Source organism: uncultured Streptococcus sp., from assembly GCF_963516575.1.
Lineage (GTDB): Bacteria > Bacillota > Bacilli > Lactobacillales > Streptococcaceae > Streptococcus.
This window is the reverse complement of record NZ_CAUQCP010000001.1, coordinates 1-23,896: the sequence shown is the minus strand read 5'-3', so window position 1 is coordinate 23,896 and position 23,896 is coordinate 1. Positions and strand designations below refer to the sequence as shown.

Annotated in this window: 23 protein-coding genes and 1 other annotated feature; of the genes, 1 reads left to right on the top strand and 22 read right to left on the bottom strand. The window is 40.3% G+C overall.

The features are described from left to right. The first annotated feature begins 466 nt into the window (after positions 1-466). Positions 467-937, top strand: a complete 471-nt coding sequence (locus tag RWM06_RS00115) for an arginine repressor (protein WP_313969657.1) — start codon at positions 467-469, stop codon at positions 935-937. A gap of 42 nt (positions 938-979) precedes the next feature. On the opposite strand, the gene RWM06_RS00110 is transcribed toward RWM06_RS00115, so the two are convergent. The 22 genes from RWM06_RS00110 to rnr all read right to left on the bottom strand — a co-directional run. Further along, positions 980-1,138 carry a hypothetical protein gene (locus RWM06_RS00110; protein ID WP_313969656.1) on the bottom strand — a complete coding sequence of 53 codons (159 nt, stop codon included), beginning with the start codon at positions 1,136-1,138 and terminating at the stop codon, positions 980-982. A 9-nt stretch (positions 1,139-1,147) separates the two neighbouring features. Further along, positions 1,148-2,458, bottom strand: coding sequence for a GTPase ObgE (gene obgE, locus RWM06_RS00105; protein ID WP_313969655.1), 1,311 nt, complete (start codon positions 2,456-2,458; stop codon positions 1,148-1,150). A 63-nt stretch (positions 2,459-2,521) separates the two neighbouring features. After that, the gene (locus RWM06_RS00100) at positions 2,522-2,656 is read right to left on the bottom strand and encodes a DUF4044 domain-containing protein (RefSeq protein WP_000863855.1); all 135 of its coding nucleotides are present in this window, start codon (positions 2,654-2,656) and stop codon (positions 2,522-2,524) included. A gap of 58 nt (positions 2,657-2,714) precedes the next feature. Beyond that, positions 2,715-2,891 carry a PspC domain-containing protein gene (locus RWM06_RS00095; RefSeq protein ID WP_172929981.1) on the bottom strand — a complete coding sequence of 59 codons (177 nt, stop codon included), beginning with the start codon at positions 2,889-2,891 and terminating at the stop codon, positions 2,715-2,717. A gap of 29 nt (positions 2,892-2,920) precedes the next feature. Continuing rightward, the gene (locus RWM06_RS00090) at positions 2,921-4,246 is read right to left on the bottom strand and encodes a glycosyltransferase family 4 protein (RefSeq protein WP_313969654.1); all 1,326 of its coding nucleotides are present in this window, start codon (positions 4,244-4,246) and stop codon (positions 2,921-2,923) included. A 15-nt stretch (positions 4,247-4,261) separates the two neighbouring features. Beyond that, positions 4,262-5,305 carry an alpha-galactosylglucosyldiacylglycerol synthase gene (gene cpoA / locus RWM06_RS00085; protein WP_313969653.1) on the bottom strand — a complete coding sequence of 348 codons (1,044 nt, stop codon included), beginning with the start codon at positions 5,303-5,305 and terminating at the stop codon, positions 4,262-4,264. Positions 5,306-5,420: 115 nt separating this feature from the next. Next, the gene (locus RWM06_RS00080) at positions 5,421-5,750 is read right to left on the bottom strand and encodes a metal-sulfur cluster assembly factor (protein WP_224218202.1); all 330 of its coding nucleotides are present in this window, start codon (positions 5,748-5,750) and stop codon (positions 5,421-5,423) included. A 14-nt stretch (positions 5,751-5,764) separates the two neighbouring features. Beyond that, positions 5,765-6,874, bottom strand: a complete 1,110-nt coding sequence (gene rpoD, locus RWM06_RS00075) for an RNA polymerase sigma factor RpoD (protein ID WP_004259586.1) — start codon at positions 6,872-6,874, stop codon at positions 5,765-5,767. Between the two features lie 2 nt (positions 6,875-6,876). Further along, complete coding sequence (dnaG, locus tag RWM06_RS00070) at positions 6,877-8,637, bottom strand: DNA primase (protein ID WP_313969652.1); 1,761 nt, start codon at positions 8,635-8,637, stop codon at positions 6,877-6,879. Positions 8,638-8,832: 195 nt separating this feature from the next. Continuing rightward, positions 8,833-9,591, bottom strand: a complete 759-nt coding sequence (locus RWM06_RS00065) for an ABC transporter ATP-binding protein (protein ID WP_173274498.1) — start codon at positions 9,589-9,591, stop codon at positions 8,833-8,835. After that, entirely contained in the window at positions 9,588-10,454 is an 867-nt protein-coding gene (locus RWM06_RS00060) for an ABC transporter permease (protein ID WP_313969651.1), read from the bottom strand. Before RWM06_RS00060 ends, RWM06_RS00065 begins: the two co-directional genes overlap by 4 nt. Before the next feature lie 74 nt (positions 10,455-10,528). After that, entirely contained in the window at positions 10,529-11,524 is a 996-nt protein-coding gene (gene trpX, locus RWM06_RS00055; protein ID WP_049550721.1) for a tryptophan ABC transporter substrate-binding protein, read from the bottom strand. Between the two features lie 46 nt (positions 11,525-11,570). Beyond that, positions 11,571-11,711: a hypothetical protein gene (locus tag RWM06_RS00050; protein ID WP_313969650.1), complete on the bottom strand. Its 141-nt coding sequence runs from the start codon at positions 11,709-11,711 to the stop codon at positions 11,571-11,573. A gap of 76 nt (positions 11,712-11,787) precedes the next feature. Further along, positions 11,788-12,005 (bottom strand) — a binding site (T-box leader). A gap of 96 nt (positions 12,006-12,101) precedes the next feature. After that, complete coding sequence (gene ppc, locus RWM06_RS00045; protein ID WP_313969649.1) at positions 12,102-14,798, bottom strand: phosphoenolpyruvate carboxylase; 2,697 nt, start codon at positions 14,796-14,798, stop codon at positions 12,102-12,104. Between the two features lie 24 nt (positions 14,799-14,822). Continuing rightward, positions 14,823-16,046: a cell division peptidoglycan polymerase FtsW gene (gene ftsW, locus RWM06_RS00040; RefSeq protein ID WP_313969648.1), complete on the bottom strand. Its 1,224-nt coding sequence runs from the start codon at positions 16,044-16,046 to the stop codon at positions 14,823-14,825. A 160-nt stretch (positions 16,047-16,206) separates the two neighbouring features. Then, entirely contained in the window at positions 16,207-17,145 is a 939-nt protein-coding gene (gene prsA / locus RWM06_RS00035) for a peptidylprolyl isomerase PrsA (protein ID WP_042901074.1), read from the bottom strand. 66 nt (positions 17,146-17,211) lie between these two features. Then, on the bottom strand, positions 17,212-17,925 hold the full coding sequence (locus RWM06_RS00030) for an O-methyltransferase (protein ID WP_313969647.1): 714 nt from the start codon (positions 17,923-17,925) through the stop codon (positions 17,212-17,214). Between the two features lies 1 nt (position 17,926). Continuing rightward, positions 17,927-19,729, bottom strand: coding sequence for an oligoendopeptidase F (gene pepF / locus RWM06_RS00025; protein ID WP_313969646.1), 1,803 nt, complete (start codon positions 19,727-19,729; stop codon positions 17,927-17,929). 18 nt (positions 19,730-19,747) lie between these two features. Then, positions 19,748-20,701 (bottom strand): competence protein CoiA family protein, encoded by a 954-nt coding sequence (locus tag RWM06_RS00020; protein ID WP_313969645.1) that lies wholly within the window; start codon positions 20,699-20,701, stop codon positions 19,748-19,750. Positions 20,702-20,773: 72 nt separating this feature from the next. Next, positions 20,774-21,634 (bottom strand): SAM-dependent methyltransferase TehB, encoded by an 861-nt coding sequence (gene tehB, locus RWM06_RS00015; RefSeq protein WP_313969644.1) that lies wholly within the window; start codon positions 21,632-21,634, stop codon positions 20,774-20,776. A 15-nt stretch (positions 21,635-21,649) separates the two neighbouring features. Next, positions 21,650-22,117, bottom strand: coding sequence for an SsrA-binding protein SmpB (smpB, locus tag RWM06_RS00010; RefSeq protein ID WP_313969643.1), 468 nt, complete (start codon positions 22,115-22,117; stop codon positions 21,650-21,652). Next, a partial coding sequence (rnr, locus tag RWM06_RS00005; RefSeq protein WP_313969642.1) for a ribonuclease R occupies positions 22,080-23,896 on the bottom strand: 1,817 nt, incomplete at its 5' end. The genes smpB and rnr, both read right to left, overlap by 38 nt.

Genomic DNA, 23,896 nt, shown 5'->3' with positions numbered 1-23,896 from the left:
CTGACCTTCCTATCATCAGAGACACCCACTTGAACAGTCGAAAAAAACTACAACTTGGTATCAAATCCAGTCCAAATAAAGGCTATTAGAAGCCCTACTACTGGAGCTTGAACAAAAGATACCGCCCCATAACCAACATGTGTAACCCTCTATCATACACGCTACCATACCACATGTTGAACAAGCTCTGTGAATTGCCGTTTAGCGTAAATTCACAACAAGCCGTGACAAAATGCTACCAAAATTGAATGATTTACTGTTAGTAGAGAACAACCATCAGATGAAGGGATAGACAGTCAATTCATCTGTACCCAACTAGTGACAAGTTAAAGGAAGGAGATTCTCTCCCTATCGTTCTAAATTACTACTGACTTTGAAATCATCATACGTGACAATACCGCTTACCACTCGACTGACGATTTCGATCAGTCCACGCTTTCTGTACTTTGTACAAGGAGTAAATTTTATGAATAAATCTGAACACCGCCACCAACTCATACGAGCTCTTGTAACCAAAAACAAGATTCATACTCAAGCTGAGTTACAAGCTCTTCTTGCCGATAACGACATTCAAGTTACTCAGGCAACTCTTTCCCGTGATATCAAAACAATGAATCTTTCAAAAATACGTGAAGAAGATAATTCTTACTACGTGCTCAATACTGGTTCAATTTCAAAATGGGAAAAACGCCTAGAAACTTATATGGAAGATGCTCTTGTACTGATGCGTCCTATTCAACATCAAGTACTTTTGAAAACTCTTCCTGGTCTGGCTCAATCATTCGGTTCTATTATTGATGCCTTGAACTTCCCTGACGCTATCGCTACCCTCTGTGGTGACGATGTCTGTCTTGTCATCTGTGAAGATGCAGATGCTGCACAACATTGCTTTGAAGAATTGCAAAAATTTACACCACCATTCTTCTTTGGTGAATAACAAAATTCCGTGTCTGATGAGGCACGGAATTTTTTATCTTCTTTACTGAGATGGATTTTCATTTTTGGTTCGTGCCAATCTCAGGGCACGATTTGGATTGAGACGATTAAATAGTTCTTCCAATTTCTTTTCATTCCAAACATCTGCAGCGGAAACAAAGTTGCCATCCGCATCTCGGAAAGATATCGGTTTATCTCCCATACCAGTCTCCTAGTCTACAAATTCAAACTCAAATTTACCAATGCGAATCAAGTCACCATCCTTAGCACCACGCGCACGAAGGGCTTCATCAACCCCCATACCACGTAGCTGGCGGGCAAATTTCATGACAGATTCGTCACGATCAAAGTTGGTCATGTTAAAGAGTTTCATGAGTTTTTCACCAGAAAGTAGCCATGTAGCATCGTCATCACGACTAATTTCAAAGGCTTTTTCTTCCTCGTCAAATCCATAATAAGCTTCTTCTTCCATATCTGACTCATCATAGAGCAAGAATTCTGGTGTCTTATCTAACAATTCAGCTGTAGCATCCAAAAGTGTAGCCAGACCTTGCTTGGTCAATCCAGAAATTGGGAAGATAGCTGGTAACTCTTCAAATTCATCGTAGTTTTCAGCTAATTTTTTCTTAAATTCTTCAAGATTTTCCTGACTCTCAGGCATATCCATTTTGTTAGCTACAATAATCTGTGGACGCTCCATCAGACGAAGATTGTATGACTCCAACTCTTTATTGATGGCAAGATAATCCTCATAAGGGTCACGACCTTCGCTAGCTGACATATCAATGATATGGAGGATGACACGTGTACGCTCGATGTGACGGAGGAACTGGGTTCCCAGACCAACACCTTGACTAGCCCCTTCAATCAAACCTGGTAAATCAGCTACTGCAAAGGATTCACCCGATTGGGTACGAACCATTCCTAGATTTGGAACAATTGTCGTAAAGTGGTAGGCACCAATTTTAGGTTTAGCTGAGGTAATAACACTTAAAAGTGTTGATTTCCCTACAGATGGGAAACCTACTAAACCAACATCTGCCAAGATTTTTAGTTCCAATTGTAACTCACGTTCCTGTCCTGGTTCCCCATTTTCAGAGATTTCAGGTGCAGGATTTTTTGGTGTCGCAAAGCGGATATTTCCACGTCCACCGCGACCACCGTGGGCAACGATAAATTCTTGCCCATGTTCAATCAAATCTGTCAAAACCTTGCCAGTCTCTGCATCACGAACGGTCGTACCTTGTGGCACTCGAACTCTAAGGTCATCAGCACCACGACCATGCATTCCTTTGGTCATTCCTTTTTCACCAGAATCAGCCTTGAAATGACGATTGTAGCGGAAATCCATCAAGGTACGTAGTCCTTCGTCTACAACGAAGACTACATTACCTCCACGACCACCGTCACCACCCCAGGGACCGCCATTAGGGACATATTTTTCACGGCGAAAGGCAACCATGCCATCGCCACCATTACCAGCCTTAACCTTGATCTTGGCTGTATCTAAAAACATACTCATTATTTCTTCTCACTTTAAAAAAGGGCTGGGAAAACCCAGTCACTAAATTTTCTTGAATCTATTTTATAGATTACTGAGGGCACCAATCGCAGTTGCAAAAATTCCCAATAAACTTGCTACTAGCATGATAATCACGATAAACAAGGTTATTTTCTCAAACAAGGTTTTTTTACGATTTCCATTATCTCCAAATGCCATTTTTCTCTCCTTCGTTACATTCTATTTTCTATTATCTTAGCATGAATTGAGCTAGTTTTCAATAGTCACTTGCTACTGGCGCAATAATCCATAAAATGATATAGGCTATAATTCCAGCTCCGTAACCAAAAGCAAGAACACCCCATATTACACGAACAATAGTAGGATCCATATCAAAATAATGGGCTACTCCAGCACAAACACCTGCAATCTTTTTGTCACGACCACTTCTCATTAATTGTTTTTTCATAGCTGTTCCTCTTTCTATTCTTCACTGTCTTTCCAATAATCTCTGATGCTGATTAACTGTGTTTTTGATGCCTTTAGCATCCGTCTAGAGCCTCTTACAGGCACAGCAACCACCTGTTGTGGTAGATACAAAACTGTCTTAAAGATACGCTGACTGACCGTATCATCTTTGGCTAAATCTTTCTCGAAATTATTTGAAATAATGGCATCCAAATAAAATTCATGCACCCGTTTTCCAAAGTTCTCAGCTGAAATCTCATATAATTTCTCTGATAAGCTATGTTCATTCATATCTGGTGTTGCAATTAGAGCCTCTAAAATGGCTCCAGCCAAATCATGCTCGCCGTAATACAAGGTACCAAACATCTTGTCATTGATGAGATTGTCCAGATAAGGATTTCCGTGAGCAATGACAGGCGTTCCACTAGCTAAGCTTTCCAAGTAGGTCAAACCCTGCGTTTCACTTGTCGATGCAGAGATGAAGAAATCTGCCGCCTTATAGTAAAGAGCCGTCTCACTAGGAGCAATCATACCTGTAAAGATAACGGAGTCTTGAATCTCTAGTTTCTGGGCTTGCTCTTTAAGGTCATCCAGATAAGGCCCATCCCCAGCAACTACCAGTTTCACCTTGTCTTCCTCTCTCAGAACTTCTGCAAAGGCTGCTAATACTGCTTGAATATTTTTTTCATAGGAAATTCTGGAAAGACTAAGCAAGATCTTTTCATCAGCTTGAATTCCTAATTTACTACGCAGTTCTTTCAAATTTTCTTTCTTGATTTCTGGACGCTCAAACTTGGCTAATTCAATTCCAGTTGGAATGACCCGCTTTTCAACCTTGACTTTATAATCAGATAGCAAGTCACGAACAATCTCACTCGGGCAAACAACCCCATCCACATCGTGCAGGAAACCTCTGACCAGATACTTGACCATACTAGGACGAATCAACATCCCCTTGGCAATATAATGCACATAGTCTTCGTACTGGGTATGATAGGTATGGATAACGGGAATTTTCAGTTCATGCGCAATCCAAATCCCCAACAAGCCTAGAGAAAATTCTGTCTGAGTATGGATAATATCTAGCTGATACTGCTTGGCAATTTCAAGCGCCTTGCTAAAGCCTCGATAGGCAAAGCGACGATCTTTGAAAGCAAAGAAAGGCACACTTGGAATGCGGATAATTTGCCAATCTTCGTAGCGATTAACATCCTTATCTGTCGTCGTAAAGATAAAAACAGCATGTCCCTGCTTTTCAAGTTCTGTTTTCAAGGTTCGAATACTGGTCGCAACACCAGAAACCTGAGGAAAATAGGTATCTGTAAATAAACCAATTCGCATAGATTACCTCACTTTTTATTTTCTCCCTAAAGCGGCTTGTTTCTCATAAAAGTCCAACCAGATTTGTAACAGATGCTCTTCAGAATACTCTCTGGAAATATTCTTAGCTTTTTCTTTGAGATCTTTTAAGGCAACAGGATTTGCTTGATATTCTAAAATAGCCTCTTTCATCTCTTCTCTATCTGCTGTTGCCCGATAATTTCCCTCCAAAATCACCTTATAGAGATCCAAATCACGCAACATAATAGGAGCCTCACAACTAGCAGCCTCTAAAATCGTCATAGGAAAAAGTTCATTGTAACTTGGCAACAAGAAAAGGTCCGCTAGGGCATACAATTCACGCATTCGCTCTGGCGACACGATACCTGGAAACATCAAATTTTCAGGTGGATTATCCATCATTTTCTTGTAGCGTTCATAACCATCTGTCATACCACCAAAAGAGAAACCACCCGCCCAGATAAAGGTAATCTGAGGCAATTCCTCAGCTAGACGGATAAAATCATCAATCCCTTTGCGTTTCTGGACTTGACCAGCACCTACTACGATAAACTGATTGTCACTAACACCAAGTTCTGCTCTCACTCTCTCTACCTCTTCTTGTGGAAGGGGATGCCATTTTTCCTTATTGACAAAATTAGGAATATAGGTTACTTTTTCACGTGGAATACCAGCTGCCACCAAATCCTCAATAAACATAGGATTAACCACAACCAAATGCTCCATCCGGTTGTAAAAAGAAAATACATAGCGTTTAACAATTCCCTTTAAGAAAAATGGAATTTTCAAACTACCCTCAAGTGTATCAGGCAAGAAATGTACATAGCCAATTTTCCTCCCTGAGCGCTTCTTTTGGAATGTTGATAAATAATAGGGGAAATCAATTGTATGAAAGTGAGTCACATCTGCCTCTATTGGAAGATTTTCTGTAACAATCAATTGGTCCTTGGCATCACGGTGAAGAAGACGAACTAATTCACGGTAAGCGCCCGAAACTCCTTGCCCTGCTACTTTCTCACTTGAACTCAACATATTGATGCGTAATTTCTTTTTTTCCATAACTACTATTATATCATTTTCTTTGAATAAAATCAGCAAAAGAAAGGAGAGACTAGAGGAAAAGAAGGGGAAATTTCCTCGCTTTTCCAACAATCTCTCACATGCTTTTATATGTTTACTTAATGCCTAGGGCAATGCGTGCATAGCGACTCATTTTTTCAACTGTCCAGGCTGGATACCAGACTAATTTGACCTCAGTATCAGTCACTTCTGGCACCTCTGTCATAGCATCATAAATCTGGTCTGTCAAAAGATCAGCTAGGGGACAACCCATGGTTGTCAAAGTCATATCAATCTCAGTTTGCCCTGTTTCGCCGTCAAAACGAATCTCATAAATCAAACCAAGATTGACAATATCGATTCCCAACTCAGGGTCGATAACTTCTTCCAAGGCTGATAAAATTCGTGTTTTGATGTTTTCAATTTGTTCTTCTGTATAAGCCATAATTTTTCTCACTCCTAGTCTTCAATAAAATCACGAAGCGGTTTGCTGCGACTTGGTTGACGTAGTTTTCTCAAAGCCTTAGCTTCAATCTGACGGATACGCTCGCGAGTCACGTTAAAGACTTTACCTACATCTTCAAGGGTACGCATTTTACCATCATCTAGTCCGAAACGGAGACGCAGAACATTTTCTTCACGGTCTGTAAGAGTATCTAAGACCTCATCCAACTGCTCACGCAAGACGATACGAGTCGTATAGTCCACTGGATTTTCAATCACTTCATCTTCAATAAAGTCTCCAAGATGGCTATCATCTTCTTCACCGATTGGTGTTTCAAGAGATACTGGTTCTTGGGCAATCTTCAAGATTTCACGAACCTTATCAGGAGTCATATCCATACGTTCAGCTATTTGTTCTGGTGTTGGATCTTGACCTAATTCTTGAAGGAGATTACGCTGTTCACGAACCAATTTATTGATGGTTTCAACCATGTGGACTGGGATACGGATAGTACGAGCTTGATCCGCAATAGCACGAGTGATAGCCTGACGAATCCACCAAGTTGCATAAGTTGAGAACTTGAACCCTTTAGAATAGTCAAACTTATCAACCGCCTTCATCAAGCCCATATTTCCTTCTTGAATCAAGTCAAGAAACTGCATACCACGACCAACATAGCGTTTGGCAATGGAAACAACCAAACGAAGGTTGGCTTCCGCAAGGCGTTGTTTAGCTTCGATGTCACCCGCTTCAACAGCCAGTGCCAACTCTTTTTCTTCTTCATTGGTCAAGAGAGGAACGACTCCAATCTCTTTCAAGTACATACGGACAGGGTCGTTGACCTTAGCCGAAGTTGACCCAATCAAGTCCTCATCACTGAGTTCTGGCTCTTCTTCAGCACTAAGAACACGTGCACTTGGATTTCCTTCGTTATCTGTGATAGAAATCCCCGCATCCTGAATCCGTTGCAAGAGATCTTCAATCCCATCAGCGTCCAAGGTAAAAGGAATAACCAGACTAGCATTGATTTCATCATCTGTTGCTGTCCCTTTTTGCTTATGATTACGGATAAATTCTGCTACTTGTACGTCAAATGTTGTTACTTCTTTTTGTTTTGTTGCCATTATTACTCCATTCTTCTCTTTTGGGAAATTAAACGTTCTAATTCTTCTAAGGCTGTGTCTGTATCTCCTACATGGCTAGCTTCCTGCACCTTCTTTTTGATTCTCATATTGTCCTGATTCAAGAGAGCCTTGTTTCGAGTCCTTTCTACTTCACTAAGTTCCTGCGGCGACATCTCAGCAGGTAAATCCTGAGCTAAAACCTGATACCAAGCCCTTTCAACTTCCTCTGTCTGTTCTGCTAAAACTTCTGGAGGAAGATTTTCATACTGGCCAAGCAAGTCATATAAGACCTGAAATTCAGGAATGTCAAATGCAAAGTCTTCTCGCAAACGGTAATCGTTCAAAACAAGAGGGGATTCTATCATCCGATAGAGTAAATGGGCTTCTGCCCTCATAATAGCCGATAACTGCTTGGTGACAGGCATAGTGATTTGCGTCGGTCTGGAAATTCCTTCCATGCGATTCTGCCTTTGCGCCTGACGACTCTCATTAACAATCTGCTCAATCTGGGCATAATCAAAGGATGCCAGACTGTCAGCTAAAATATGAATATAGCTGTTTTGAGCAGTGAGGGACTTTTCTTGGACAATCAAGGGAGCTATTTTTTCGATAAACTCAATCTGAGCCTGCAGATTTTCACTGTTTTCAGGTTTGTACTGGTGAATGTAAAACTCAATCGGACTAATACGAGTTTTCGTTAATAGATAGGCCAAATCTTCTGGACCATTTTTTTGTAGATACTCATCAGGATCCAAGTTATCAGGCATGCTAACGATTTGCACAGGCATATCGCCAATTTCATCCAAGGCTTTCAATGTTGCAGCTTGCCCAGCCTTATCGCCATCGTATACCAGAACCAACTTCTTGGTTAACCTTTTCAGATGCTCAACATGCTCCCGACTCAAGGCTGTTCCCATAGATGCGACAGCATTTTCGATTCCAGCCCGATAGGCTGCAATAACATCCATGAACCCTTCCATCAGGTAAATCTCACTGGCTTTTCCAGAAGATTTTTTTGCCCTATCCATATGATATAATTCGTAACTTTTGTTAAAAATTGCAGTCGATCGGCTATTTTTATACTTAGAAGTTTGTGAATCCGTTTTCTGCCAGATACGACCTGAAAAGGCAATGACCTTTCCCTGGTCATTTGTCAAGGGAAACATGATGCGATTGTGAAAGGTGTCTACAAATTGATTGGCATCTGAAAGGTAAAACAGTCCTGAATCCAGTAAATCCTCTTCACGATACTGATCAGACAGACGTTGATAGAGATAGTTTCGTTCTGGAGGTGCTAAACCAATCCGAAAATGTTTGAGCACTTCATCTGTCAAACCACGCTGATAAAGGTAGTTTCTCGCCTCTTCTCCCATCGTAGTTGTCATGAGAATAGCATGATAAAATTTGGCTGCATCTTCGTGCATATCATAAAGAGCTTGGTGAGGCGAAACAGGCTCCTGTTCACTATAAAGCGGTTTTTCTACCTCTATCCCAACACGCTGACCTAAGATTTGGACAGCCTCCATAAAGGGAACACCTTGGTACTCCTCTATGAACTTAAAGACATCACCTGAGCGACCACAACCAAAACAGTGGTAAAACTGCTTGTCCTCTACAACGTTGAAAGAAGGAGTCTTTTCACCATGAAAAGGACAGAGCCCTAAATAGTTCCGTCCAGCCTTCTGTAAAGAAATCACATCTCCTATGACTTCCACAATGTTGGCATTGTTTTTGATTTCTTCAATGACTTGTTTGTCAACCATACACAATACCTCCATGTTATCATAGCTTACTTTATATAGTATACTTCATTTCAGAAAAAAAGTAAACCATTTCATACGCTTTCCGTAATTCTCTTTGCCTCATTTTTTTAGATTTCAAGAGAAGATAAAAAACTCAGAAACACTTCCATGCCTCTAAGTTTTGCTTCACAATTTTTGATAAAATAAGGTTCTCTTCTATTCAAATAATTGATAGTAGTCTGAGATCTTCATCTTTGCTTTTTCTTCTTGGTTCAAATCTTGGATAATCCGTCCTTCTTTCATAACAATCAAGCGATTACCGTATTTGAGAGCATCTTCCATATGATGAGTAATCATAAGAGCTGTCAGCTGATCTTTCTTGACAAATTCATCTGTCAATTCCATCAAGGCCACACTAGTCTTTGGATCAAGGGCAGCAGTATGCTCATCTAACAGTAGTAATTCAGGTCGCTTCAAGGTTGCCATCAAGAGACTCAAGGCTTGTCTTTGCCCACCTGATAAGAACTCGATCGGTGTATTCAAGTGTTTCTCAAGACCATTTCCTACTTTTTCAATGGTCGTCTGAAACTCATCCTTATAGCTAGTCAATCGTCGTGGTAACAATCCACGCTTTTCACCACGAAACTTGGCAATCAGGAGATTTTCAGCGACTGTCATACGGGGAGCTGTTCCCATCTTTGGATCTTGGAAAACACGAGACAAGTACTTGGCACGCTTCTCTGGTGAAAACTTGGTAACATCTTCACCCAAGATACGAATAGTTCCACTGGTTAGTGATAAGGTTCCTGCAATAGTGTTAAAGAGGGTTGATTTCCCAGCACCATTTCCACCTAAAATCGTGATAAAGTCCTGTTCAAAAATTTCTAAGGAAACATCATTTAAAATAATCTTTTCTTCATCAAAGCCATTTTTAACAACTTTGGTTGCATTTTTTAATTCTACAATTGCTGTCATTTGCTTAACTTGGTTCCTTTCAAGATTGTTTTCTTAAATGTTGGAATCATGAGACAGACTGCCAAAATCAAGGCACTGTATAAACGAAGGTAACTTGTATTAAAGCCAAGAGCGATAACTGCCCAGACTAAGAATTGATAGGCGATAGAACCCACAACGATGGCAACCAGACGCTCTGCCAAGCTCAAACTCTTAAAGATAACTTCCCCAATAATCAAACTTGCAAGACCTACAACGATGACACCAATTCCTCGAGATACATCAGCATAACCTTCTTGCTGGGCAATGAGAGCTCCTGCAAGGGCAATCACACCATTTGATAAGACCAAACCCATGAGCTCCATGCGCCCAGTATGAATCCCGAAACTTCTAGCCATATCCGGATTATCCCCTGTAGCAATATAGGCCTGGCCGAGTTTAGTATCCAAGAAAAAGAGCATGAGAGCAATAACAATACTGACAAAGATGAGACCTGTCAAGAGTTGGTTCAAGTCTGAATCAAAAGGCAAGGCATCCTGAATTTGCTTGGTTCCAAGCAATCCTAAATTTGCACGTCCCATAATCAAGAGCATGATAGAGTGACAGGAAGTCATCACCAAAATCCCTGAGAGCAAGGTTGGAATCTTCCCTTTTATATAAAGAAGTCCTGCAGCCATTCCAGCCAAACAACCTGCTCCTACAGCAACAAGTGTCGCTAAAAAAGGATTCACGCCTTTGGTTATCAAAGTGACAGCAACAGCTCCCCCAAGAGGGAAAGAACCTTCTGTCGTCATATCTGGAAAGTTCAAAATCCTAAATGTCATAAAGATTCCCAGACCTAAAATAGCCCAGACAAATCCTTGAGAAATAATAGATAATATCATCTGTTTCTTAACCTTTTCTATATGATTTTTATTGTAAAAATTGGAGGAGATGTCCCCAACTCCTCCATTACAGATTATTCAATCACTTGTCCTGCTTCTTTTAGAACAGAATCAGGAATCGTAATACCTAGTTCTTGTGCCAATTTTTTGTTGATTACTGATTTACCAGTTGAAAAGACATTGACTGGAGTATCAGCTGGTTTTGCACCTTTCAAGACTTGCGCAATCATTTTACCAGTTGCCACACCAAGGTCGTGTTGGTCAACTACAACGGATGCCAAACCACCTGCTTCTACCATGGCGGTTGCACTTGGGTAAATTGGTTTTTTAGCTGATTGGTTGCTTGATACAACTGTTGAGAAGGCTGAAGCGATTGTGTTATCGATTGGAACCCAGATAGCATCGACCTTGCTAGTCATAACGTTGACTGTTGAAGCAATTTCATTTGTTGAAGGAACCGCAAATGTTTCCACTGTCAAACCTGCTTTTTCAGCATAAGCCTTAAATTCTTCGACCTGTGTTTTTGAATTGTCTTCGCTACTTGAGTAAAGAGCTCCGATTGTTTTCACATTTGGTGTTAGAGCCTTGATGAGTTCAACTTGTTGTTGAGCTGGATTGTGGTCAGACACCCCTGTAATGTTGCCACCTGGTTTTTTTAAATCTTTAACCAAATTAGCACCAATTGGGTCTGTAATAGCAGCCATGATAACCGGTAAGTCTTTTGTGGCGCTAGCCAAACCTTGAGCAGCTGGTGTTGCAATACCAACCACAAGGTCATTGCCATTTGCAACCAATTGTTTACTCATTGTCGCAACCTTACTTTGGTCACCTTCTGAGTTCATAAAGTCAATTTTCAACTGATCATCTTTATAACCTTCTTCTGCAAGTCCATCTTGAATTCCTTTATAAATCAAATCAAGAGATGGATGGCTGACAAACTGAAGAACACCAACTTTAGCTACTTTTTTCTCATTCTTAGCTTCTGGTTTATTCATTGAAGAGTAAATCAAGCTTCCTGCTACTAAGACTGCTAATGCAGCGATAATTCCAATTAAACGTTTATTTTTCATTCTATTTCTCCTTTTTATTTCTTTAAAATACTTCACTTATCTAATACTATTCGAAAATCTCTTCAAACCACGTCAGCATCGCCTTACCGTAGCTATGGTTACTGACTTCGTCAGTTCTATCCACAACCTCAAAGCAGTGCTTTGAGCAACCTGCGGCTAGCTTCCTAGTTTGCTTTTTGATTTTCATTGAGTGTAAACAAGCGACGCCATCGTTTTCTTTCCATACAAACCTCCGATAAAAAAGTCCTCACACAAAAAACTTGTGTGAGGACGTCGATGCGCGGTACCACCTCAATTATAGGGAATTTCCCTATCGCTCTGTCTCGCAATAACGAGATGCACTGTAAGGTGTGCTCACCGAATTTTTATGATTTCAAATTCTAAATAACATTCAGCCCAATTTTCATCATCATCACTTATCTGTTTTCAGCTACCACAGACTCTCTAAAAAGTTTGAATGATTACTTTTCTGAATGTTTAAATTATATCATTTTTCAATTACTTGTCAAGACTCTTTTAGTATTTTTTTGAAATATTCAAAAACTTCCCCTATAGAACAGAGGAAGTTTGAAAGGGATCAACCCGAATTACGCAATCCTGTCGCAATTCCGTTGATGGTTGTATGGATTAATTTTTCTTGATCGCTTGATAATTCTCCTCGGCGTTGACGTTTAATCAACTCCAACTGGATATAATTGAGGATATTAAAGTAAGGCATACGGTAATCCAAACTTGCTTTTAGATATGGATTTTCAGCTAATAATTCGTCGTATCCTTCAATCTCTAGAATCACATTTTTCGTTAATTGCCATTCGTCTAAAATAGTATCATAAATAGCCTTCACTTGATTATCTTCACATAACTTAGCATATTCAAAAGCAATATTCATGTTGGATTTAGATAAGACCATATCGACATTTGAAAGAAGCGATTGGAAAAATGGCCAATTTTGATACATATCTCGTAAGATAGCGATATTCTCTGGATTTTTATCGATAAACTCTTTGAAGCTTGATCCGACACCATACCAGCCAGGGAACATGACACGACTTTGTGACCATGAGAAGACCCAAGGAATGGCACGCAAACCACCGATTTCAGTAATAGTCTTACGAGCGGCTGGACGAGAACCAATATTAAAGCTGGAAATAGCCTTGATTGGACTTGACTCAAAGAAATAATCATAAAAATGGTCATTCCCAAAGACTAAATCTCGATAAATATCATAACTACGGTCCACTACTTGGTCCATAATAGCCTCATAGCGATTTGAGGTATTAGTATCACTCTTCCACTGAGTAATCATACGGTTAATGGCTGCTGAAACCAACATTTCAAGGTTATAGTAGGCTGCGTCTTTGTTTCCGTATTTATTCCCAATTACTTCACCCTGCTCCGTCAAGCGGATACGATCCTTGATAGACTTGAGCGGTTGAGAGGTAATAGCTTCATAAGTTGGTCCACCACCACGACCGACAGTCCCACCACGGCCGTGGAAGAAGGTAACCTTAACACCAAATTCATCTCCAATAGCAGTCAATTGTTGTTGTGCCTTGTAGAGGGTCCAACATGATGATAAGTAGCCACCATCTTTATTACTATCAGAGTAACCAAGCATGATCTCTTGGTAGTTATTACGTGAAGCTATCCATTTCTTAGCCAGACCAAGAGAAAGGTATTCTCTCATGGTTTCTTCTGAGTGGTCCAAGTCCTCGATTGTTTCAAAGAGAGGAACAATTTGGACACGGGCTCTTTCTTTATCAACTAACCCTACTTCTTTTAGCAAGATAGCCAATTCTAGCATGTCTGATACGCTGGTTGCATGTGAAATAATGGTCTGACGAATAACATCATCACCCAACTTATCTTTCAAATTACGGGCAGCCTTAAAGATGGCCAATTCTTTTTCAAGTAAGTCTGATTTTTCAACATGAGTAGCAGAAAGAATGCGTGGATCTTCTTCTAATTCTTTTAAGAGAAGCTGGCATTTTTCCTCTTCACTTAGTTCGCTGTAACGAGAATGGATTCCTGCTGATTTCAAGAGTTCGGCTACACAGGCCTCATGAACACTAGAATCTTGACGCATGTCAATAGATGCCAAATAGAAACCAAAAATTTCAACTGCCTGAATCAGCTCAACAAAATCACCAGAAATTAGTGCTTCTCCCTTGTTTTCCAAGAGGGAATCACGAATGGTAATTAAATCCTTATAAAAATCATTGGCTGTTTCATAGCGAGCCCCAACTTCCTTATCCTCAATGAGATAGGTTTTTGTTGCTTGGATTTTTGATTGAATATCAAACAAGGCACGACGGTAAAGCTCTTTTTCGCGGTAAATAGAATTATCCTTGGATTGACGAGCCATTTCTCTAACTTGCTTGCTGACATTGACAATACTGGTTGAGAGGGAGAACTCACGATAAAGTTGGTAAATCTTTTCATCGTAGTAATTCATGATGACTTCACACTGGGTCATAGCAGATTGTTTTAAGGTGTCTGCAGTCACAAAGGGATTCCCATCACGATCTCCACCAATCCACATTCCCATGGTAATTGGTTTAGGATGTTTCAACTCCAAACCGTGTTTTTTAGCCAAACGCTTGTACTCAGCAGTCAAATGAGGAACTGCCTTCAGGAATGAACTATTGTAGTATTCCATAACATTCGTGATTTCATTGGTCACTTTCAATTTCTTTTCACGAATCATGTCTGTTTGCATGATAATCTCAATGTAACGACGGAGATCATTATGCCATTTTTCCTTATTAATCAAGCCTAATTTCACATCACGATACTTACGCAAAAGGGTATGGATATGATTGGTCAAATCCAACATACTCTTACGTTGCACTTGTGTTGGATGGGCTGTCAAAACAGGGACAACATTCAAATGTTCTAAAATTTCAACCGCATTTTCTTTTTCTGCAACCATTTTAATCGTTGCTGATAATTTACCAAGATAATCTTGATCGATATTATTTTGGTGGTTGATTTCATAAGCTAAATCCACGTCTTCTGAAATATTAATCAAGAGAGGCAAGATAGAGAAATAGCGTGAAATATAAGCCATTTCATCATTTGTCAGACTAGTAACTAATTGGTTCAATCCTTGATAATCTTCTTGAGTTGACAATTCTTTCAACTGCATGATTTTATCAAAAGTCTCTGGGGCAAGCATATTTTTAGTGATATCTTCTAACAATTCTGTTAAAATCAATACTTCTTCTTGCACGACAGCTTTATTACTATAGTTTTCTAATTTTTGAAGAGACATAGGTCATCCTTTCCACTATCAACTCTACATATAGTTTGATGAGTGAGTTTCTAACTCCTCATATAATTGGGCACGTTTTTCACTTGCATCAATATTTAAGACAAAGGCGATGGCTACAGATAAGACCAGGAGACTGTTTCCTCCTTGCGATAAGAAGGGGAAGGTTACTCCTGTCGAAGGAATAATACCAGAAATTCCACCGATATTAACAAAGACCTGTACCAACATCATCCCCCCAACCCCAATCGCCATCATGGAATTAAAGGGATTCTTAGCACGAATACCGACTAAGATAATTCGTAAAATAAGGAAAAAGACAAGTGCCAAAATCAAGCTGGCTCCCACAAAGCCAAATTCTTCAATGACAATTGAAAATACAAAGTCTGTATGGGCTTCTGGTAGATAGCCGCGTTTTTCGATTGAATTTCCTAAACCTAGACCAAACCAGCCACCATTGACCATGGCAAAGTAAGAATTTGCAAGTTGGTGGCCTGCTCCTGCCAAATCGGCAAAGGGATTAAAGTAGGCACTAAAACGCTTGGCCACATATCCAAATACTGGAACTTTTAAAAACTTATCAACCCCTATCATATCAATAGCTGTTAAGGAAAGGGCGGAAACGCCAAACAAAAGACCGATAAAGGCTACAAACCAGCGATGAGCAATCCCACTAAGTGTATACATAATCAAGGCAACCAAAGCTAGGATAGTAGCATTCCCCAAATCTGGGAAAATAGCCAAACTTCCTATCATTACCAAAAGGACAAAACGCCAATCATTAAAAGCACGAGGAATCCATTGATTTTGAGTTAAAACTTGGAAATCATAAACAGCAATTTCATCCTGTTGTTTTGAAAAACGTTGGGCCAAGTACCAGACGATAATAATCTTCAAATACTCAGCTGGCTGAATGGTCAAAGGTCCTACTGAAATCCAACCATAGGCTCCATTAACTGGCGTACCAATTAAGCGAGCCAGAGCTAAGAGAATTAGCTCAACAAACATAACAATAAATAAAAGTCGTTCTTTTCTTAAAAAATTCAGTTTCAGCTTATATATCAAGGCAATCAATATTAAACTAAAGCCCCAAAACATTCCCTGACTTCGAACTAATTGCAGGGCACTTTTACCTTCTTCGATAAGAATGGCACTAGTTGTAGAATAGACTACAATCAAGCCCAAAATAGATAAAAGTAAATAAGGAACTAGGATAGAATAGTTTAATAGGTGCCTCTTACTAATCTTCATAGTATCACCAATCTAATGAGAACAAAAGAAATTATTCCCAAATTCCGTTTATTTTCTAGTTTTGATTGCTATTATACCATTTTTTCCGAAAGAAAAAAACTCTTATCCTTAAGATAGAAGATTTTCTCATAAGAAAAAGAGCACTTGGCTCTTTTCTGTTTTATTCTTTTGATGAACTACTTGAGCTTGAATCTCCACCGCCGATATATTGGGTAAAGATATTTTGGAAGGCTTGGTCTTTGACCTTGATATTAGCTGCTTGCAATTCTTTTCCGATAATACTTTGAACAAATGTTGCATCGTTCTGTTTTTGAGTTAAGATAACCGTTTTTAATTTTTCTTTATAATCATCGATATTAGATGATTTTTCTGTTTTCTTAGTGAGTTTTACAATGTAATATTGGCTACTATAGGCTTGTGTTCCAGTGGCTTTAATCACATCAGAAACACCATTTACATCTAAAGCAAAAGCAGCTTTTTTAACTTGTTCTGGTACTTCTGTTGAAGCAGAATCAAAGGTGATTTCTCCACCATTCGCTTTGGTTTTCTCATCAGTTGAGTTATCTTTAGCTAATTGAGCGAAATCTGCACCACTTGCCTTAGCTTTTTCGAGGACTTCTTTCGCTTTATCCTCATTATCAAGACGAATGATTTGAGCCGTTACATCTGGAGTGTACTCATCAAAGGCTTTCTTATAAGCATCATCTGTCAATTCAGCTTCTGCTGCCTTTTTAACTGCCAACTCAACTAATTTACTTGTACGAATTTGAGCTTTACGTGTTTCAAGGGTCATACCTGCTTGTGACAAGACACGTTGGTAGTTCTCACCATATTGTTTTTCTTCTTCGGCAATAGTATCGTTGACTTCTTTGTCATCTACTTCTGAGCCATATTGCTTCTCAAATACTTTTTGGATGGTCAAGTTCAACAACACTTGTTGAGCTGAAGGATTGCTCTTCACTTGCTCATAAAATTGATGTTCTGTGATAACATCTCCTTTCATGCTGATAAGGTCTGCTCCTTCTGAACCTTTCGAACAAGCTGCTAAAGTTGCTACTGATAATAGTGTAATGGCACCTGCCAATAGTTTTTTCTTCATGTCTACTCCTTTGAGATAAGTGTTACCCTATCTATTTTACTATATTTTCTTAAATTTTTCTGAAAATCATTCGCTGTCAGGCAATTGAACATCTGCTACATTTTTACGAAGCATGAGAATGCCGTCCCCTAAAGGCACTAATGTTGCAGTGAGTTCTGGATTGTCTAAGGTTGCATCAAATAGTCTTTGAAGACCTCGATAAATGGTTCGCTGGCCACGACGGACTTCCATAATATCCTTGGCAACATCACCACCTTGGAAAATATCATCCAAGACAACCACACCACCAACTTCCAAGTGTTTGAGGATTTCTGGCAAAAAGACGATGTATTTAGACTTGGCAGAATCCATAAAGACGAAATCATAGGACTCTGTCAGTGTAGATAAGACATCTACCGCATCTCCTTCTAGGAGTGTAATTTGCTTGCGACTGTCAAACTGAGCGAAATTTTCCTTGGCAAAACCAATCATTTCTGGATTGCGGTCAATGGTTGTAATCTTGGCATTTGATGCATGTTCTGCCATCAAGAGGGCTGAAAACCCGATAGCCGTCCCAATTTCCAGAATATTTTTAGGCTGCATGGTTTCCATAAGAAAACGGAAATAAGCAACCGTTTCATGGGGAATGATGGGAATATTTTCCTTACGGGCAAAGTCTTCCAATTCTTTCAAAGAGCCTGTGACTTGCTTTTGACGCTGACGCATCAAGTCCACAATTTCTTCCTTGACAACAGGGCGACGCATGTTATGGTTGGCATTTTTACTATACGATTCAACCATCTTATGCCAATCCCAATTTTTCAACAAGGGCTTCAAACTCATTCAAACGACGTTCAAAGACTGCAAAGGCATCGTTGAGATAATCTTCCTTCTCCATATCAACACCAGCTTTTCTCATGACATTAAGTGGATAGTCAGACTTGCCTGCCTTGAGGTAGTCGATATAGCGGTCACGGTCTTCTTGACTACCATGGACAATCTTTTCAGCTAGGGCTGAGGCGGCCGCAAAACCTGTTGAATATTGGTATACATAGTAGTTATAGTAGAAGTGTGGAATGCGAGCCCACTCGTATTGGATTTCAGGATTGTCTTCCTTACTCAAACCATAATACTCTTGGTTCAAGTCTGCGTAGAGTTTATTTAGAAAATCGCTTGTCAAGACTTCACCATTTTGGTCTGCTTGGTGAATGGCGTGTTCAAACTCAGCAAATTGAGTTTGTCGGAAAACCGTTCCACGGAAACCATCTAGGAAGTTATTGAGAATCGCAAAGCGAGTTGCATCATCTTCCACTTCTTCCAATAATTTCTCCGTCAAGATATTTTCATTGGTCGTTGATGCAATCTCAGCCAAGAAGATAGAATAATCTCCGTAAACATAAGGTTGAGTTTCACGAGTATAGCTTGAGTGCATACTGTGACCTGTTTCATGAACAAGAGTAAAGAGATTGTCTAGATTGTCCTGCCAGTTAAGAAGCATGAAGGCATTGGTATCGTAAGAGCCACCAGAGTAGGCCCCTGAACGCTTGCCTTGGTTTTCGTAAACATCAATCCAACGCTCGCTGAAGGCACGTTTAACACGGCTCAAATAATCTTCACCCAAGACTGCCAAGGCATCTTCTGCTTTTTTCAAGGCTTCTTGGTAGGTAAAACTATATTCAACAGATGAAAGCGGTGTGTAGACATCGTACATCTTGAGGTCTGAAATTCCCAAAATCTTTGAACGAAGCTCAAGGTAACGATGCAAGAGGGGCAAATGCTTGCGAACTGCTGCTACCAAATTGTCATAAACACTTTCTGGAACAAAATTTGCCGCTAGGGCTGCATGACGAGCACTCTTGTAGTTGCGAACTTTTGCTCGGTAGTTTTGAACCTTAACATTGGTTTGCAAGGTTTTGGCATAGGTATGTTGGAATTGTTCATAAGTCACATAAAGAGCTTGATAAGCCCCACGACGCACCTCACGGTTTTTAGACTCCATCAAACGCATATAAACGCCATGTGATAATTGTACCTCGTTACCATCTTCATCTTTAACAAATGGAAAGACGATATCTGCATTATCTAAAATAGCAAAGGTTTCACTTGCCGAACCAAAGATTTCTCCAGCTCCAGCCAATAGCTCTTCTTCTCGTTGTGAAAGAACGTGATCCTTGCCTTGCAAAAGCTTGTCAAAATAGTGTTGATAAACCTGCAATTTTGGTTGAGCCTCTAAAAAGTCAGCATACTGCTTTTCACTGATTTCCATAAATTCAGGCTCATAGAATGAAAAGGCTTGGTCTAGCTGGCTATAGAGAGTCATGGCCTTGGCATAGTACTCTTGGTACTTGGCTTCACGTGTGTCTTGGTCATTCTTCATATGAGCATAAACGTAAAGCTTCTCCGTCTGGCGTTCCATTTCAAGAGAAAATTCAGTAACTTCCAGTAGGCTATCCGCACTATCTAGGAGATGGCCTTCATACTGGGCTACTGTCTCCAATTGTTCTGTTAAATCTTTTAGGGCTTCTTCCCAAGCCTGGTCAGTGGGGTAGATTGTTGATAGATCCCATGTATCTTTTTCATTTATTTCGTGTCTTTGTAATACCATTAGATTCCTCCATCCTTTCTATTCTACCATATTTTTCAAGAAATATTGCTGATAAAAAGCTGGTGGATAGAGCTTTTGCCAATCATTTTGAGGATTTTCTTGATAATAGGTGTAAAAATGCTGATAATAGCTATTCAAGTCTTGTTCAATCTGGAAAAATTTGCCCACTATTGGTCGAATTTGTGGATACCATTCTTTTAGTACATAAGTCAGGAGATTTTCCCCCTTTTGATAGGCTTCTGCTTGTTCTTTCATCCAAAAGGGATTTTGATAATAGAGTTGTTGCTGAATATAGCGACAGATGTCCTTGTCCTGAGAAACTGTAAAATGAGATATTTTTTGTTTCTTATAGGGAAGACGTAATATCTCCAGTAGACTACCGTGACCATAGGGAAATTCCTTAATCTGATAATGGAGTTTGCCGCGGAGATCCTGGTGAATGAGATATTTGAGTCTTAAAAGCTGTTTTCCCTTGTCTACTTCCCAAACATAAAAGCCCATATTTTGACTGAAATAAAGAAAACCTTGTTGCAGACGGGTCAAACGCTCCTTGAGCCAAAGTTTTTCTCCCAGCAACCACAGTACTTGGTAACCTTGACTACGGTAACCCTCACTACGTTCCTTAAGAATTTTTTGAGGCAAGGGACTACACTGAACTTCTAAAGCTAGACTACCATTTACAAACACATCCGCAATCTGTTTAAGTTCTGGAAACGGGTATTCTAATTGTACCTCTGCCTCTGTTTTCAACCAGTGATAGAGGGATTCCTTATTGGACAGGTGTTCTGGACTTTCATTTTCAAAGGAATAATCACAGTCTTTTAAGGATTTATGGGCAAAATGGGTTCGGACACTTGGTCCTTGACGCAAACGGAGCTGACCTCCACAAGCTGGGCAGGTATATTCTTCCTTCTCAAGCTTGTCTTCTAACACATTTACCAATTCTCCCCTAGTATCTCTCGCAACAAACATGATTTTCCTCCTTTTCTATATTATTCGTAAAAAAGAAAAAAGATCAGGAAAATTCCTAATCTTCATGTGTGTTTACTTGATTTTCTTGGCTAGCATGGTCGCAAAGCGTAGTTGAATACGATTGCCATTCTCATCGCGACGGTGAAGATGGCCAGGATTTTCATTGTACTTAACCAATTCCCAGTCCTTGTAATAGTCTGCCAATTCTCCTTCTTTAAGTGTGAATGGGAAGTTCACTGAGCAAGGGTAATCCTCCGTGTCCATGGCGCAGACGATAAGATTATAGCCACCAACAGTGGTTTTCTCCTGCATATTTTTGATAATTTCAGGAATGCGGTCTGCTTGCAAAAACATGAGAACGACTGTCGATACGATAAAATCATACGCTTGCCCAATGCTAGCTGAATTGATATCGTAAAAACCAACAGGCATATCCAAATCTTCCTGCTCCACAATGCTTTGCAAGATTTCAAGGGACAGTTCATTTTGATCCACAGCTGTCACATCAAAACCTTGCTGGGCTAGAAAGAGGGAATTACGCCCCTGACCACAACCCAAATCCAAGGCTTTCCCTGGTTTTACTGTTTGCATGGCCTCTAGAACCTCTGAATGAACAGGATTGGTATTGTATTTCTTAGGGAAATAATCCTCAGGTTTACAATAAAATTCCAAATACCATTCTACATCGTCTGTTACAGCCTCCACTCGGTGCCAAGCTTGTGGTTGTGCCATTGGATTGTCAGCCCCCGCTTCAAAGAGATGCTCAGCTAGAACTTCGCCATCCTCTGTCAATTCAATAAACTTGAGAGTTCCTTTTAAAACAGTAATCTTGCCCCAAGTCCCAACCTTGGTATTGTGTTTCTGCTGAACAGCCTCTGGCATGGTTTCTTTATTCCACAAGGGCATACGTTTATAGGCAACTAATTTTTCCATTTTCATTTCCTCTTTTTATCGCTGATTACCAGCTTTCATCACGCGCGCAATATCGCGATTCTGCTCACGTCGTTTGATAGACTCCCGTTTGTCGTAGTCATGCTTCCCTTTAGCTAGGCCTAAAAGGAGCTTGGCATAGCCATCTTTGATATAGACTTTTAGGGGAACCAGTGTCATTCCTGTCCCTTTAGTCTCTTGTTCTAATTTTTGGATTTGTTTCTTATGGAGCAGGAGTTTACGACGACGTTCTGGTTCTTGGTTCCAGATATTGCCCTCTTCGTAAGGCGCGATATGAACATTGCTCAACCAGACTTCTCCATTTTTTACTTGTGCAAAGCCATCCTTAAGATTGATTCGAGCTGCTCGTACACTCTTGATTTCAGTTCCAGTCAGGACCATCCCTGCCTCTAGCGTATCTACGATTGTATAGTCGTGGCGTGCCTTTTTATTTTGTGCGACGACCTTTCCCTCGCCCTTTGCCATGCTTGGCTCCTTTCTTAGCTACTTCCTTGTAAAAAGGTTTCTTGCCCTTTTTCTTCTTGTCTTTTTGTGAATGCTTGCGCTTATCATTTGAGCGTCCTGATTTTCTCTTATCTTCCTTCTTATCTGAACGACGACTTGAACCACGCCCTCTATCATTGCGACTAGACTGTTTCAAGCCTTTTTCAATCACATCAAATTCACTTGGAATATAAGAAAAGTCAATTTCGCCCGTCATCTTATCAGCTCTTTCAACCCGAATGCGAATCTGCTGTCCGACACGGAAGGTTGTTCCCGATTTCTCCCCACGAAGAGTCAAATCACGTTCGTTGAAATGGTAAAATTCAGGTAGATTTGTGATGTGAATCAAGCCTTCAACCGTATTTGGCAATTCGACAAAGAGACCGAATTTGACAATACTTGATACAACTGCATCGTACTCTTCGCCCATGTATTCTTCCATATACTCAGCCTTTTTCATGGCTTCGACTTCACGCTCAGCCTCAATGGCACGACGTTCACGGTTGGAAGACTGGGTCGCAATCTCTGGAATCACTTGCTCAAAATGCTCTGCTATTTCCTTAGAACGGCCGTAATCACGAATCATACGGTGAACAAGAAGGTCTGGATAACGACGAATCGGACTGGTAAAGTGAGCGTAATAGTCAGCAGCAAGTCCATAGTGGCCGTGATTGTGCTCAGAATAGCGAGCCTGCTGCATGGAGCGAAGAAGCATCATGGACAATACATCTGCATAAGGTTCTCCCTCAACAGCACGCATGATGTCTTGGAGATCCTCCTGGCTAATCTCACTAGCAGTCCCATAAATGCGCAATCCAAAACTTGAAGCATAATCAATAAACTTTTGAACTTTTTCAGCCTTAGGCTCCTCGTGAATTCGATAGATGAAAGGTAATTCCAACTTGCTAAAATGCTCGGCAACTGTTTCATTGGCCATCAGCATAAAGGACTCAATCATGCGCTCGGCAATGCCACGCTGTCGAAGAACGATATCAACAGGCTTACCTTGCTTATCCACTAAAATCTTTGCTTCGTTGGTATCAAAATTAAGGGCTCCACGTTTCACACGCATGCTTTCTAGTCTTTCATGGAGCCTGGCCATGAGTTCGATACTTGGAACAATTTTCTGATATTCTTTTCTCTTTTCCTCGTCGCCAGCTAGGATATCATTGACATCGCTATAGGTCATACGGAAGCTAGTCTTGATTACCGTTTGTGTAATGGTGTAGTTGACCACACGACCATGTTTATCAATCTCCATAATGGCAGACTGGGTCAGGCGGTCAACTTGAGGATTGAGGGAACAGATGCCATTTGACAGGCGTTCTGGAAGCATTGGAACCACACGGTCTGTCACATAGACAGAAGTTGCGCGGTTAAGGGCTTCCTTATCAAGTGCAGAACCCTCGGTCACATAGTAGGAAACATCTGCTATGTGAACTCCAAGCTCCAGATTTCCATTTTTCAAGGCCTTGATATGCACCGCATCGTCCAAGTCCTTGGCATCCGCACCGTCAATAGTAAAAGTAATCTCATTTCGCAAATCAATGCGGTCTTTCATATCTTTTTCAGATGGAGCATCTGGCACTGTTTCTGCTTCCTTAAGAACAGCCTCTGGAAATTCAGAGACAATATCCATAGACTCCAAAACCTCAAGGACATCAATTCCGACATCCGTTGAATGCCCCACTACATCAAGTACACTCGCGACAAAGAAATCATGTTTCTTGCTTGGGTATTTATCGATAAAGACCTTGAGAA

What these genes read in the sequence shown, in the direction of transcription:
- ftsW (WP_313969648.1), bottom strand. Translation starts at nt 16,046, where the DNA reads ATGAAGATTAGTAAGAGGCACCTATTAAACTATTCTATCCTAGTTCCT.
- pepF (WP_313969646.1), bottom strand. Translation starts at nt 19,729, where the DNA reads ATGGTATTACAAAGACACGAAATAAATGAAAAAGATACATGGGATCTA.
- trpX (WP_049550721.1), bottom strand. Translation starts at nt 11,524, where the DNA reads ATGAAAAATAAACGTTTAATTGGAATTATCGCTGCATTAGCAGTCTTA.
- ppc (WP_313969649.1), bottom strand. Translation starts at nt 14,798, where the DNA reads ATGTCTCTTCAAAAATTAGAAAACTATAGTAATAAAGCTGTCGTGCAA.
- rpoD (WP_004259586.1), bottom strand. Translation starts at nt 6,874, where the DNA reads ATGGCAACAAAACAAAAAGAAGTAACAACATTTGACGTACAAGTAGCA.
- RWM06_RS00065 (WP_173274498.1), bottom strand. Translation starts at nt 9,591, where the DNA reads ATGACAGCAATTGTAGAATTAAAAAATGCAACCAAAGTTGTTAAAAAT.
- RWM06_RS00080 (WP_224218202.1), bottom strand. Translation starts at nt 5,750, where the DNA reads ATGGCTTATACAGAAGAACAAATTGAAAACATCAAAACACGAATTTTA.
- cpoA (WP_313969653.1), bottom strand. Translation starts at nt 5,305, where the DNA reads ATGGAAAAAAAGAAATTACGCATCAATATGTTGAGTTCAAGTGAGAAA.
- RWM06_RS00020 (WP_313969645.1), bottom strand. Translation starts at nt 20,701, where the DNA reads ATGTTTGTTGCGAGAGATACTAGGGGAGAATTGGTAAATGTGTTAGAA.
- tehB (WP_313969644.1), bottom strand. Translation starts at nt 21,634, where the DNA reads ATGGAAAAATTAGTTGCCTATAAACGTATGCCCTTGTGGAATAAAGAA.
- RWM06_RS00030 (WP_313969647.1), bottom strand. Translation starts at nt 17,925, where the DNA reads ATGGTTGAATCGTATAGTAAAAATGCCAACCATAACATGCGTCGCCCT.
- RWM06_RS00110 (WP_313969656.1), bottom strand. Translation starts at nt 1,138, where the DNA reads ATGGGAGATAAACCGATATCTTTCCGAGATGCGGATGGCAACTTTGTT.
- RWM06_RS00090 (WP_313969654.1), bottom strand. Translation starts at nt 4,246, where the DNA reads ATGCGAATTGGTTTATTTACAGATACCTATTTTCCTCAGGTTTCTGGT.
- RWM06_RS00115 (WP_313969657.1), top strand. Translation starts at nt 467, where the DNA reads ATGAATAAATCTGAACACCGCCACCAACTCATACGAGCTCTTGTAACC.
- RWM06_RS00095 (WP_172929981.1), bottom strand. Translation starts at nt 2,891, where the DNA reads ATGAGAAGTGGTCGTGACAAAAAGATTGCAGGTGTTTGTGCTGGAGTA.
- prsA (WP_042901074.1), bottom strand. Translation starts at nt 17,145, where the DNA reads ATGAAGAAAAAACTATTGGCAGGTGCCATTACACTATTATCAGTAGCA.
- RWM06_RS00100 (WP_000863855.1), bottom strand. Translation starts at nt 2,656, where the DNA reads ATGGCATTTGGAGATAATGGAAATCGTAAAAAAACCTTGTTTGAGAAA.
- smpB (WP_313969643.1), bottom strand. Translation starts at nt 22,117, where the DNA reads ATGGCAAAGGGCGAGGGAAAGGTCGTCGCACAAAATAAAAAGGCACGC.
- RWM06_RS00050 (WP_313969650.1), bottom strand. Translation starts at nt 11,711, where the DNA reads ATGAAAATCAAAAAGCAAACTAGGAAGCTAGCCGCAGGTTGCTCAAAG.
- obgE (WP_313969655.1), bottom strand. Translation starts at nt 2,458, where the DNA reads ATGAGTATGTTTTTAGATACAGCCAAGATCAAGGTTAAGGCTGGTAAT.
- RWM06_RS00060 (WP_313969651.1), bottom strand. Translation starts at nt 10,454, where the DNA reads ATGATATTATCTATTATTTCTCAAGGATTTGTCTGGGCTATTTTAGGT.
- dnaG (WP_313969652.1), bottom strand. Translation starts at nt 8,637, where the DNA reads ATGGTTGACAAACAAGTCATTGAAGAAATCAAAAACAATGCCAACATT.